The organism is Nocardia sp. CA-145437 (assembly GCF_050956485.1).
Taxonomy (GTDB): domain Bacteria; phylum Actinomycetota; class Actinomycetes; order Mycobacteriales; family Mycobacteriaceae; genus Nocardia.
This window is the reverse complement of sequence record NZ_CP191204.1, coordinates 3,803,710-3,816,278: the sequence shown is the minus strand read 5'-3', so window position 1 is coordinate 3,816,278 and position 12,569 is coordinate 3,803,710. Positions and strand designations below refer to the sequence as shown.

The 12,569-nt window shown below is 69.9% G+C and carries 11 protein-coding genes; 5 read left to right on the top strand and 6 right to left on the bottom strand.

The window, feature by feature from the left end:
- On the top strand, positions 1-831 hold the full coding sequence (locus tag ACQPYY_RS17870; protein WP_379099677.1) for a M12 family metallopeptidase: 831 nt from the start codon (positions 1-3) through the stop codon (positions 829-831).
- Positions 832-910: 79 nt separating this feature from the next.
- Here the strand turns inward: ACQPYY_RS17870 and ACQPYY_RS17865 are convergent, their stop codons facing one another.
- Genes ACQPYY_RS17865 through ACQPYY_RS17850 form a run of 4 tightly spaced genes read right to left on the bottom strand, consistent with a single transcriptional unit; the run spans position 911 to position 5,200 of the window.
- On the bottom strand, positions 911-1,357 hold the full coding sequence (locus ACQPYY_RS17865; RefSeq protein ID WP_433590232.1) for an SRPBCC family protein: 447 nt from the start codon (positions 1,355-1,357) through the stop codon (positions 911-913).
- A 34-nt stretch (positions 1,358-1,391) separates the two neighbouring features.
- A complete protein-coding gene (locus ACQPYY_RS17860; protein ID WP_433590231.1) occupies positions 1,392-4,235 on the bottom strand; it encodes an AfsR/SARP family transcriptional regulator in 2,844 nt (947 codons plus the stop codon).
- Between the two features lie 32 nt (positions 4,236-4,267).
- A complete protein-coding gene (locus ACQPYY_RS17855) occupies positions 4,268-4,624 on the bottom strand; it encodes a DUF1330 domain-containing protein (protein ID WP_379099668.1) in 357 nt (118 codons plus the stop codon).
- Positions 4,625-4,645: 21 nt separating this feature from the next.
- Positions 4,646-5,200, bottom strand: coding sequence for a TetR family transcriptional regulator (locus tag ACQPYY_RS17850; RefSeq protein ID WP_433590230.1), 555 nt, complete (start codon positions 5,198-5,200; stop codon positions 4,646-4,648).
- Positions 5,201-5,268: 68 nt separating this feature from the next.
- Here ACQPYY_RS17850 and ACQPYY_RS17845 point away from each other — a divergent pair, with 68 nt between their 5' ends.
- The 4 genes from ACQPYY_RS17845 to ACQPYY_RS17830 all read left to right on the top strand — a co-directional run bounded on the left by ACQPYY_RS17845 (position 5,269) and on the right by ACQPYY_RS17830 (position 10,672).
- Positions 5,269-6,207 (top strand): haloalkane dehalogenase, encoded by a 939-nt coding sequence (locus ACQPYY_RS17845; protein WP_433590229.1) that lies wholly within the window; start codon positions 5,269-5,271, stop codon positions 6,205-6,207.
- Complete coding sequence (locus tag ACQPYY_RS17840; RefSeq protein WP_433590228.1) at positions 6,204-7,850, top strand: sulfatase-like hydrolase/transferase; 1,647 nt, start codon at positions 6,204-6,206, stop codon at positions 7,848-7,850. The genes ACQPYY_RS17845 and ACQPYY_RS17840 overlap by 4 nt, the downstream gene beginning before the upstream one ends.
- The gene (locus tag ACQPYY_RS17835) at positions 7,840-9,321 is read left to right on the top strand and encodes a hypothetical protein (protein ID WP_433590227.1); all 1,482 of its coding nucleotides are present in this window, start codon (positions 7,840-7,842) and stop codon (positions 9,319-9,321) included. Before ACQPYY_RS17840 ends, ACQPYY_RS17835 begins: the two co-directional genes overlap by 11 nt.
- Positions 9,322-9,451: 130 nt before the next feature.
- Entirely contained in the window at positions 9,452-10,672 is a 1,221-nt protein-coding gene (locus tag ACQPYY_RS17830) for a glycosyltransferase 87 family protein (RefSeq protein ID WP_433590226.1), read from the top strand.
- Here ACQPYY_RS17830 and ACQPYY_RS17825 read toward each other — a convergent pair.
- Positions 10,660-11,394, bottom strand: a complete 735-nt coding sequence (locus ACQPYY_RS17825; RefSeq protein WP_433590225.1) for a glutamine amidotransferase — start codon at positions 11,392-11,394, stop codon at positions 10,660-10,662. The two genes, ACQPYY_RS17830 and ACQPYY_RS17825, sit on opposite strands and share 13 nt — an antisense overlap.
- A gap of 131 nt (positions 11,395-11,525) precedes the next feature.
- The gene (locus tag ACQPYY_RS17820; RefSeq protein ID WP_433590224.1) at positions 11,526-12,509 is read right to left on the bottom strand and encodes a polyprenyl synthetase family protein; all 984 of its coding nucleotides are present in this window, start codon (positions 12,507-12,509) and stop codon (positions 11,526-11,528) included.
- Positions 12,510-12,569: the final 60 nt, after the last annotated feature.

Genomic DNA, 12,569 nt, shown 5'->3' with positions numbered 1-12,569 from the left:
ATGTCCACCGGAGACGCCATCATCGTGTGCACGCCGCGCAGCCTGCCCGGCGACACCCTGTTCGCGGCCGCCAAGACGGCCGTGGAGATCAATCCCGCGAACCGCCCGTACCTGCGTCCGGTCACCGGATTGGTCGCCCCGGGCACGGTGAACAAGGCGTTCATCTCCGCCCTGACCACCAAGTACTGGCGCAGCGGCGGCGTCCACCTCGCCGTCCGGTTCCTCGACACCAACGACGCCGACCTCAAGAAGCGCATCGTCAGTCACATGAACGCGTGGTCGCCGGGCGCGAACATCAAGTTCTCCGAAAGCCGCAGCAAGGACGCGGAAGTGCGGATCGCGCGTACCCCCGGCGACGGCTACTGGTCGTATCTGGGCACCGATATCCTGCACATCGCCGCCGACCAGCCGACCATGAACCTGGACTCCTTCTCGATGGACACCCCCGAGAGCGAGTACAAGCGGGTCGTGCGCCACGAGACCGGCCACACCCTGGGCTTCCCGCACGAGCACATGCGCCGCGAGGTCGTCGAGAACATCGACCCCAAGAAGGCGATCCGGTACTTCCAGGAGACCGACGGCTGGAGCCCGGACACCACCCGCGCCCAGGTGCTGACCCCGCTCGAGGACGTCAGCCTCATCGCCACGCCGACCGACACGGTGTCGATCATGTGCTACCAGCTGCCGGGCTCGATCATGCGCGACGGCAAGCCCGTCCCCGGCGGGCTGGACATCGACGCCCAGGACCGCAAGTTCGCTCAGACGCTCTACCCGGCGACCCTGGTGGGCACACCCCACCCGGCCGCGAAGGCCACCGCGCACGCCCGGTGACCGCTTCGATACGAGGGGACGGCCGAAGCCGGTGCATCGCAACGGCTTCGGCCGATCGAAGTCGGTGAGTACCGGCGCGTCACGCACCCGTGCGATCGATCAGCGTCCGCAGTGCGGCGATATCGCGATCGAGATTGCGCCGCAGCATGCGGGCCAGTAGCGCGCCGAACGGTCGCTGCATGCCGTGCGGAGTGACCCGCAGTTCCAAGCGAATCCGGGATCGGTCGGTGCCGATCGGGGTCACGGCGCGCGTGCCCTCGGCATCGGCTCCCGAGGTGGTGCGCCAGGTCATGCGGGTGCCGGGGTCGACCGTGAGGACTTCGCCGCCATTGCGCCAGGTGCGTCCGGCGAATCGGAGTTCCTCGGTGGTGCGGGTGCCGGGTGAGGCGAGGCCGGGCGGGTTCGCGGCCATGGCGACGACGCCGGTGCGCCAGGCGGTGTCGTTGGCGTAGTCGGCCAGGATCGCCCAGACTTTCGAGGCCGGGTAATCGACGGTGGTCTCGGTGGACAAGTCGAAGGTGGTCACCGGTTCACCGTCGCCGAAGGGTGTTTCAAATCCGCTACAACGGCCGGCCGGCGGCGTCGTGGACGAGATCGACCATGTCCTTCCAGCTCATCCGCTTCCCGGCCTGTTCGGCGGCAGCCGCGTCCGCATCGGGCAGCAGCCGATTCATTCGCTCGATCAAGGCCGGATGGGCGAACTGCGCGTAGCGGCGCGGGTCGGCTCCGACACGCTCGGAGTGGTGTAGTGCGGCCGCCCGCAGCTGAAGTGCCGCTCGGGGTTCGGAGGTCAGCATGAGCGCGTGCGCCGCCGCGTAGATCGCGCCGAGGGCGTCGGAGATGTTCGACTGTTCGGCGAACACGCCCAAGGCCCGGTCGAGCGCGGTCAGTGCCTCCGCGGCGGCGTCCCTGTCGTCACCCGGGGAGAGCGCCGACCAGGCGACCACCACATCGGCCATGCCCTGGCACCAGAGGTGACCGCAGTCGGCGCTGAGCTCCCTCGCACCGCGCAGCCATCGGAGGGCCTCGGTTCCGTCGCCCTCCAGCAGCAGGGTGATGCCGTGGCCGAACTGCGCGCACCCGCGGATCCAATCGGGTGTGGGCAGGCGGTCGATTTCCGCGATCAGGCGGTCGACGGCCTCCCGGGTGGATTTCGCGTCACCGAGCGCGGTCAGCGCCAACGCGCGAAACATCAACGCGTGCAACACCAGATCGCGCTCGGACTCCGGGGCGGTCAGGAGATCCAGGGCGGTGTCCGCGTGCGCGAGTGCTTCGGCGGGATCCCCGGCGTGGAAGGAGACGATGGACAGTGCCGCCAGCCCGCGCGCCCGATCCGTGCTGTCCGCCGGTGCGGCGCGGTCCAGTGCGGTCCGCAGTAGACGGCGACCGTCCGCCAGCACCCCGAGGGTCGTCCACGCGAATTGCAGAGCGGCCGCCGTCCTCAGCGCGCGCACGGGATCGTGATCGAGGTCGTGGTCGATGCCGGTGCGAATGTTGGGCAGCTCCCCCGCCAAGGCGCGGTAGGCGGGCCCGGCCCCATGCCGCGTCAGCAGAGCGGTCCGCGCTGTCACGAAATCGTGCACCCACGCGGCGTGTGCGGCGCGACTGGCCTGCGGATCGGGATCGATGCCGCGGCAGTGGCGGCGAATGGTCTCGAGCATCCGATAGCGGGTCGGACCGGTGGTGGTGTCCGCGCTGATGACCGACCGATCCAGCAGCGAAGCCAAGGTGGCGAGCACCGCGGGTCCGGCCGCCACGGGCCGGACCGCCTCGGCGGCCTGCCACGTGAATCCGCCCTCGAACGGCCACAACCGCAACAACATCGCGCGATCCGCGTCCGTCAGATGCTCGACGCTCCATCCGATGGCGGCCTCGAGTCCCGCGTGCGGTGACAGCGATCCCCGTGGCGTCGGTCCGAGCACATCGAGCCGATCGCGAATGTGGGAGGCGATGTCGCGCAGCCCGAACGCACGCTCCCGCGCCGCCGCCAATTCGATCGCCAACGGCAGCCCGTCGAGGGCCGCGCAGATATCTCGCGCGAACGCCCGATCGTCCTCGGCCGGTTGCCAATTCGGCCGGCCGGCCCGCACCCGATCGATCAGCAGCCGTACCGCGCTGCCATCGGTGCCGTCCGGGCCGGTCACGGGCAGGGGCTCGACCGTGAGCACATGCTCGCCGTCGATACCCAAGGGCTGGCGGCTGGTCGCGAGAATCCGCAATCCAGGACAGCCGGCGAGCAGCGGCACGCTCAGCTCGGCGACGGGCTCGATCAGATGCTCACAGTTGTCGAGCACCAACAGCCCCGGCCGTACCGCGAGCGCGCGCCGCACCAGGGCGGCGGGGTCGCCGCTGTGGTGGATGAGCCCGAGCGTGGACGCGACCGCCAGGGCGACCGCATCGCCGCGGCGGACATCCCCCAGCCGCACAATCCAGCGGTCGACCGTATCCTCCCGCGCCGCACAGTATTCGACCGCCAGCCTGGTCTTGCCGACCCCGGCGGGCCCTACGAGGCTGACCATCCGCTGCTCCGCCATCAGCTCGGTCAGCAGCCGTAGTTCCCGGTCACGACCGACAAACGAGGTGAGCAGCCGCGAAACAGGCTGTGGCACAGCGCGAACCGCGCCGTCGGCCGGTGGCCGAGGACGGGCCGTGGCCAGCAGCCCGGGATCGTGCTCGAGCAGCCGCTGTTCGAGCAGGCGCAGCGCGGGTCCGGGCTCGACGCCGAGCTCCTCGACCAGCAGTTCCCGCACCCGCCGCAGCTCGGCCAGCGCCTGTGTCTGCCGCCCGCCGCGATACAGCCCCAGTGCCAGCAGCTCCCAGCGCCGCTCCCGGAACGGGGCCTGTGCCACCGCCTCGCTCAATGCCGCGACCGCCGCCGCGGTTTGCCCGCAGGCCAGTCGCGCCGCCTGCAACTCTTCGACCGCGACATCGCGCAGCTCGGCCAGCCGGGTCCGTTCGGCGGGCGATGCGGGCGTGTGATCCAGCTCCGGCCACGGTTCCCCGCGCCACAGCGCCAGCCCATCCGCCAGGAGCCGCTCCGCGCTCGCCGCCTCACCGGCCGCCAGCGCCCGTACTCCCGCGGTGACCGATGCCGCGAAGCGCCCACTGTCGGACCACTCCGGCGGAATCTCCAGCCGATACCCGGATATGCTGCGCTGCAAGAGATCCCGGTCGGTCGGTCCGAACGCCGACCGTAGCCGCGAAGCCACCACTCGCAGCGTGCCGCCCACCTGCTGCGGCCGATCGGCGCCCCAGATCAGCTCACCGAGCGCCTCGTCGGAAATCGCGGAGCCGAGCGTGGTCGACAGGGCTGCGAGGAACCGCCGGGGAACGGGCCCGCCGATGTCGACGAGCCGACCGTCCACCTCGACCTCGATCGGGCCGAGCACCCGGAGGAACAGCACCCGAAAAGCTTAGTCGCGCCCCGGGGACCTGGTCACGGGGTCGGGAGCGGCCGGCACGCGATCAAGGTCGTGTAGTCGATGCCGGACTCCCGGTGCTGGTGGATCTGCTCGTATTCGGGTGCCGTCACCATGTCCAGAAACGCTTGGCGACTGGGGTATTCGACGAGGGCGACGTAGTCCCAGTCCTCGTCGCCGATCAGCGTCTGCTGGGGTTCGCCGTGCCAGAGCAGGCGGCCCCGCTGCTTCTCGACCATGGCCAGCACGGCCGCCCCGTAGCTCGCGTATTCGGCGCGATCCCGGAATTTGATGAGGTTGAGCATTGCGATCGGCCCCTCGCCGGCGGTTTCGGCGAAGCGGGTGAACTGATCGGTGTCGGGCACGATGGCCATGGGATGTTCCTTTTCGGCGGCTCAGGTGAGCATGCGGGTCAGGACCGCGGTCACGGCCGCGCGGGCGGCGTCGACCGGGAGGGCTTGGTGGCGGCGCAGGACGTCCCAGGCCTCCCAGGAACACATCGCGAAGACGGCCTCGCGGGAGGCCGGTTCGAGCGCGTCGAGTTCGGGCAGATTGGTGCGCAGATGGGCGCGTAGCGCCGCGCGGCTCTCGTTCAAACGTTCCGAGAGGACCACGGATTCGTGTTCGCGCAGCAGCGCGGCTCGGCGGGTGTTGGTGACGTTCTCGAACAGGTCCGAGCGCAGGGCCACGAGGGTGTCCATGCGTTGGTTCAGGTCGCCGGTCACCGGTTCCAGGAGCGCGATCCAATGCCGGGCGATCTGGGTCTGCGCCGCGTCGAGATACAGCGTCTCCAGGTCCTGGAAGTGGTGGTACACCGACCGCGTGGCGACGCCCGCCCGCTCGGCGACCGCCTGCGCGGTCGGTTGCAGGTTGCCCTCGTCGATGAGCGCCAGGGCGGCCTCCAGGACCGCCTGGCGGTTCTTCGCCGCTCGTGCTGTACGTCCGTCCATCACGGTCAACCCTACACAGGAAAATTGATTGTTGCACTCCACGTGCAAATAGTTCTAGGGTCGGCAGCATGCACGCACTGCGGACACCGGACGACCGGTTCGCCGATCTGCCGGACTTCGACTTCGAACCCCACTACACCGACGTCGTCGCCGGAGACGGGAGCGCGACCCGGCTGCGACTGCACTACCTCGACGAGGGCCCCCGTGACGGGGACGTCGTCCTGCTGCTACACGGCGAACCGTCCTGGAGCTTCCTGTACCGGACCATGATTCCCGTGCTGGTGAAGGCCGGATTGCGCTGCATCGCACCGGATCTCATCGGCTTCGGCCGCAGCGACAAACCCGCCGATCGCGCCGACTACACCTACGCTCGCCACGTCGAGTGGATGCGCGAGGCCCTGTTCGACCACCTGAACCTGACCGGCATCACGCTGGTCTGTCAGGACTGGGGCGGTCTGATCGGCCTGCGGCTGGTCGCCGAACACCCCGGCCGGTTCGCCCGCGTGGTGGTCGCCAACACCGGATTGCCCACCGGCGACGTGAAACTCACCGACGCGTTCGCCGCTTGGCAGCGGTTCTCCCAGGAGACGCCGACCTTCCCCGTCGGCGGCATCATCGCGGGCGGCTGCCGCACCGCCCTGTCCCCCGAGGTGGTGGCCGCCTACGACGCGCCCTTCCCGGACGAGACCTTCAAGGCGGGTGCGCGAGCGTTCCCGCTCCTGGTCCCCACCCGCCCCGACGATCCGGCCGCACCGGCCAACCGGGCGGCGTGGGAACAGCTGGCGCGGTTCGAGAAACCGGTACTGACCGCCTTCTCCGACGGCGACCCGATCACCGCGGGCGGTCACCGGCCCTTCCAGGAGAAGGTGCCCGGCGCCGCCGGTCAGGCCCACACCACCATCACCGACGCCGGTCACTTCCTCCAGGAGGACCGCGGTCCCGAACTCGCCGCCGTGGTGAGCGCGTTCATCGCCGCCACCGGCACCACTACAGGAGCGATCGAATGATCAGCAGGAGAGGGTTTTTCGGCACCGGCGCGATGGCCGGCGCCACCGCGGCCGCGGTCACGGCAGCAGGCCCGGCCGCCGCGGAACCCGGCCGCCGGGACAACGACCCGGGCAAACCGAACATCCTGGTCGTCATCGTCGACGAGATGCGTGCCCCGATCTGGTTCCCCGAGCAGTCCGTCCTCGACACGATCCTGCCGAATATCGCCGCGCTGCGGAACAAGTCGGTCTCCTTCGAACAGCACTACACCGCCGCCAACGACTGCACCCCCTCGCGCGGCGCCCTGGTGACGGGCCTGTACGCCCACCAGACCGGCTGCCTGTCGACCTCCCAGTCGGAGCTGGCGGCGGGCTTCCCCACCTGGGGTTCGATGCTGCGCGAACAGGGCTACCGCACCGCCTGGTGGGGCAAATGGCATCTGGGCCACTACGCCGACACCACCCCGGGCGGCCTGGACCGCTACGGCTTCGACGGCGGCACCTACCCCTCCCCCAACGGCGCGCCCGAACAGGGCCTGCAGATGGACGGCCGCATCGTCGACGAATTCGTCCAGTGGCTCGACACCGATGCGGCGCACGGCCCGTGGTGCACGACGGTGTCGCTGGTCAACCCGCACGACATCCAATGGTGGCCGCGCTGGACGCGACGCACCCTGGCCAACAACAACATTCCGCGCTGGATCAACGACCTGCCCGGCAATTTCGAGACCCTCGATCAGCTCTCCCGGAAGCCGCGGCTACAGATGGCGCTGGTCGAGGTGTCGGCGGCGACCTTCGGCCTGGCTCCCTACGGCACGCCCGGCGCCGACCAGGAGTGGATCGACCTGCGCAACCTCTACCTGTGGTTCCAGCAGCAGGTGGACATCCAGATCGGCCGCGTCATCGCCGCGGTCGAGTCCCGGCCCGAGGTCGCCGCGAACACGGTCGTGGTCTTCACCTCCGACCACGGCGACTACGCGGGCTCCCACGGCCTGCACGGCAAGGGCGGCGGCGCGTATGACGAGGCCCTGCGGGTACCGCTCTACATCCACGACCCGCGCGGGCTGCTCACTCCGTCCCCCGGCGTGCGCGACCAGCTCACCTCCAGCGTCGACCTGGCCGCCCTGCTGCTGACCATCGGCACCGGCGGCGCCGGCTGGCGCTCCGACGACCGCTACGCGCACCTGGCCGGGCGGCACGACATCGCCGCGGTGGCCCGCGACCCGCGCGCCCCCGGACGGCCGTGGATCCTGCACACCACCGACGAGCACTCCATCGAGGAGGCCGCGGTCCGATTCAACGGTGACGCACCGGGACACGTGATCGCGCTGCGCACCGCCGACGCCAAATTCGTCCGCTACTCGCACTGGGCCGCGGGCACGTCACGCATCGACACGGCGCAGCAGGAGGAGTACGAGCTCTACGACTACTCCACCCCCGACGGCCGGCTCGAACTCGACAACACCGCGGCCATCGGCGGCGCCTTGCGCGACACCATGAGCCGACTTCACGACGAGGCCGTGCGGACCGAACTGCAGCAGCCGCTACCCTCCTACCTGCAGCAGGCACAGCAGGACGGATGGAACGATTACTTCACCCAGACCGCGAAACCCTTCGGGGAGCAGCTCGCCGACTTCCTCCGGGATGGCATCGGTGCGAAATAGCTCCCGCGGCGGCGTCATCGGCGCCGCCGCCACCGTGTTCGCCGCGGTCGCCGGAACCGCGGCCGCGCTGCCCATCCCGGCCGTGCCCGGCGCACCACCGGTATTCCTCGGCAATCCGGCCGTCGCGCAACCGATCACCGGTCTGCCGCCGGTTCCGCAGCACCCCTACCTCGCGCCCAACGGCAGTTCCGGCATCCACGACGACGGCTGGATGAGCAACACCACCACCCGCCCCGGACCGCTCGGCCACGATATTCGCGTGGTGTCGGCGGTCATCGGCGGCGAGTGCGGATCGCTCACCTTCGACCACGCCGGACGGATCATCACGACCTGCATCGGGCCCTCGCCCGCGCTGTACCTGCTCGACCCGGTCACCCTGAATGTACTGGGCCGCAGCGCACTTCCCGGCGATCCGGGCGCCTTCCTGCGGCCGGGCGCGTTCGGCAACTTCACCGGCGGCGCGTACTTCTACCTCGACGACCAGGATCGCGCCGTGGTCGCCTCCCGCGACGGCCACATCCGCGTCTTCGCGGTGAACAGCGCCGGTGACGGTTTCACCGTCGTGCACGACCACGACCTGACCGGACTGCTGCGGCCCGGCGAGACGTTCAACTCGGCGCTGCCCGACAGCAATGGGCTGCTGTGGTTCGTCGCCCGCACCAATGGCGTGGTCGGCACCCTGGACCTGAACACCGGTGCGGCACAGGTCATCCGGCTGGGCGATGGCGCGAACGGTGAGATCGAGAACTCGTTCGCGGTGGGCAACGACGGCGACGTCTACATCGCCACCAACCGCGAACTGCTCCGCTTCGACGCGGGACCCGACGGTGCGCCCGCCATCACCTGGCGCACCACCTACGCCAATAGCGGACAGCGCAAACCGGGCCAGGTCGACGACGGCACCGGCACCACGCCGACCATCCTGCCGGGCGGCTACGTCGCCATCACCGACAACGCTGATCCGATGAACGTCGTCGTCTACCGCACCGCACCCGGCGCGGCACAGCGGCAGGTGTGCGCCGTCCCCGTGTTCGGCGCGGGGTCCGGTGACACCGAGAATTCGTTGATCAGCGCGGGCAATTCACTGGTCGTCGAGAACAACTACGGGTACACCGGTCCCGAGGCCACCCTGCTCGGAAAGACCACCACCCCGGGTTTCGCCCGCATCGACATCGACCCCGACGGCGCGGGCTGCCACCAGGTCTGGGCCAACACCACCGAGGCCGCCCCCACGGTCGTCCCCAAGCTCTCGCTGGCGACCGGCCTGATCTACAGCTACACCAAGGGCTCCGAACCCAGCGATCCCTGGTATCTCACCGCGCTGGACTTCCGCACCGGGGCCACCGTCTGGAAGCGCCTCGCCGGCACCGGTCCCGGCTTCAACAACAACTACGCCGGAATCAGTATCGGCCCTGATGGCACCGCCTATCTGGGAGTCATCCCGGGGTTGATCGCCCTGCGCGACAACTGAATCGCCACTACGGTGGTTCGGGCACACGCCAGCCCGAACCACCGTGGGAGTCCGCATGCCCGTTCCGACGAGGGGCGACGCGGCCTCCGTGAATCCCGCCGCACCACACGGACGGTCGATACCGGCGCCCATGGTGTGGCTGATCGGAACGCTCGGCGTCCTGGCCGCCGGCTGGTACCTGCGCCAAGCGCTACTGCCGCCGCGCGCGATGTTCCCGCTGGACGATCTCGATGTCTACCGGGTCGCGGCCGACCGTGTGGTGCACGGGGTTTCGGTCTACGACAGTCCCTTGCGCGGGCACACGCGCGGCGAATGGGAATTCGTCTATACGCCGTTCGCGGCTCTGCTGTTCGTGCCGCTGGTGGTGCTGCACGGTGCGTCGCTCACCATGGCCGGTGCGCTCGGCAACATCGCACTGCTGGCCGGATCGGTGTGGGCCGCCTTGTCGCTGCTGGGTTTCCGGCGCGACCGGCGGCTGCTGATCGTCGTCCCCGCCGCCACCGCGGTGCTGCTGTGGTGTGAGCCGACCCGCCAAACCATCGGCCTCGGCCAGGTCAATCTGCTGCTCCTGCTGCTGGTCCTGGCCGATATGACCATGCCCGACTCGTCCCGCTGGAAAGGCGCGCTGATCGGCGTCGCCGCCGGAATCAAACTGACGCCCGCCTTCTTCATCCTCTACCTGCTGGTGACCGGTCGCTTCCGCGCGGCCGCCGCCGCGGCGGGCGCCTGCGCTGCCACCCTGGTGATCGGTCTGGCCGTCATGCCGAAGGACTCCCTCACCTTCTGGAGCGGCGCCTTCGCCGACCCGGCCCGTGTCGGCGTGCCCGGCAACCCCGACAACGAATCCCTGCGCGGCCTGCTCGCCCGCTCCCTCGGCTCCGGCGGCCTCGCCCAATTGCTCTGGCCCGCGGCCGCCCTCGCCACCGCCCTGGCCTGTCTCGTCGTGGCCCGCCGCCTCTCCGCGACCGGCCAGGAACTCGCCGCCCTGACCCTGTGCGGCATGACGGCCGCCGCCATCTCCCCCTACACCTGGATTCACCACTGGGTCTGGCTCGCACCGCTACTGATCTGCGCGGCCGACCTCACCCTCCTGCGCCACCGTTCGGTTCTGGCGGCCGCGGCCCTGATCGCGGTATTCCTCCTCTGCTCGGGCGGCATCTTCCCTTTCCTCGGCCTGCCCTCCGAAAGCGTTCTCCGCCTTGCCGATCCGGGCCCGTTCGCCATCGTCGCCCACAACGCCTACATCTGGCTCACCTGGACGCTCCTGGTCGCCGCCGCGATCGCGACCCGCCGCCGCGTATCACCGCGCCCGGCCATGAGCTCAGCGCTGATCGAGGCTCACTCCCGGTAGCGGGCGACGAAGCGGCGCAGGATCTCCTGGGGCACGGTGATGTGCTCGCGGTGGCCGAGTTCGGTGAGGTAGTCGGCCTCGGCGGGGTCGAAATAGCCGTCGTGGCGATAGATTTCGATACGCAGGGCCAGGCCTCGGCCGTCGAGTTCGGGGTGGAACTGGGTGGCGTAGACGTGCTCGCCGACGCGGACCGCTTGGACCGGGCAGCCGGAGGAGTGGGCCAGCAGCGTCGCGCCGGGTGGGACGTCCTGGCAGGACTCCTTGTGGCCGACGAAGGCGCGGAAGGCGTCCGGGAGGCCGTGGAGCAGCGGGTCGGCGGCGGCGTCGCCGGTCAGTTCGATGGTGGTCGCTCCAGGCGGTTCGGAGTAGCGCTCGGTACCCACGGTCCCGCCCAGGGCTTCGGCCAGCACGCCCAGGCCGTAGCAGGCGCCCAGGTAGGGGAAGTCCCGGCGGACCACCTCGATGAGCAGCTTCCTCAGTTCGGGTTCGAAGGCGCGCTGGTAGTCGTACTTGCGGTCCTCGGGGTAGCTGATATTGCTGGGCCCGCCGCCGACGATGACGGCCCAGTAGTCGTCGAGGTCGAGGTCGGGCATGCCGCGATTCATCTCGACCCGTGCCACCTCCTCCGGTGCGAGACCGCCCGCGTCGAGGATCGCTTCATACTCCTGGTCGGAGGCCGCTTGCTCGGGTCGCAGCTGCAACAGCAGACAAGGCTTCGCCATCACCACATTGTCGATGGCTCTGGTACAGTCGGCGTACCTCATCAGATATTTCTCAAAAAACAAAGTACGTGTAACCGCCGGTTACACGTACTTTGTTTTTCTGGCCCTTCCCGCACGGCCGTACCCCGCGATCAGCGATCGCGATGAGCGACCAGCTGAGCCAAGGCGCTCAGGTCGTCCGACACCAGATCATCGGGCAACGCCGCGAAAGCCGCTTCCAAGGCCGTCGACGCCCGCCGCAACGTGCGCTGCTTGCCACCCGCCCGCTCGACCAGCTCCGCGGCCCGCGCCGCGCGTGCCGTGGTCAGCGGGTGCCGGGTGCGGTAGAGCCGAGCCAGCTCGCGACCCGCGGCCGTGCCCGATTCCAGTGCGCACACCACCGGGAACGACTGCTTGCGATGGATGAGATCGCTGTGCGCGGGTTTCCCGGTGACCTCCGGATCACCCCAGATGTCGATGAAGTCGTCGACCAGCTGGAACACCAGGCCCAGTTCCGCGCCGAAGGTGTGCATCGCCGACACCACGCGCTCGTCGGCCCCGGCGCACAGTGCGCCCAGCGCGCAGGCGCAGCCGAGCAACGCGCCGGTCTTGCCCGCGGCCATGCCCAGGTACTCGTCGACGGTGACGGCGGCCCGGGTCTCGAAGTCGCAGTCCGCGTACTGCCCGTGGCACAGGTCGACCGTGGCCCGGGTCAACCGGATGACCGCCTCGGCGGTGACCGTCTCCGGCACGCCGTCGCACAGCGCGCCGAGCGCCACCGCCTGCAGCGCGTCGCCGAGCAGGGTCGCGGTGGTCTCACCCCACACCCGCCACACCGTGGGCCGGCCGTGGCGGAAGGCGTCGCAGTCCATCACGTCGTCGTGGACGAGCGAGAAGTTGTGCAGCAGTTCGACGGCCGCCGCCGCGTGGACCGACGTGCCCGGATCCCCGCCGCACGCGGTCGCGGCCGCGAAGGTGAGCGCCGGGCGCAGCGCCTTGCCCTGCACGCCGGTGACGGCCGCTCCCTCGGGATCGCACCAGCCGAAGTGGTACCCGGCCATCAGGTCCAGCGGTTCGGTCAGGCCACTGACCGCGGTCCGCAACACCGGGTCGATGGCCGCTCTGGCCTCGCTCAATTGTCTACGGGCTCTTCGCTCCGCGGTCGCGTCGAGTGGGCGCGTTATGGATTCGGCTGC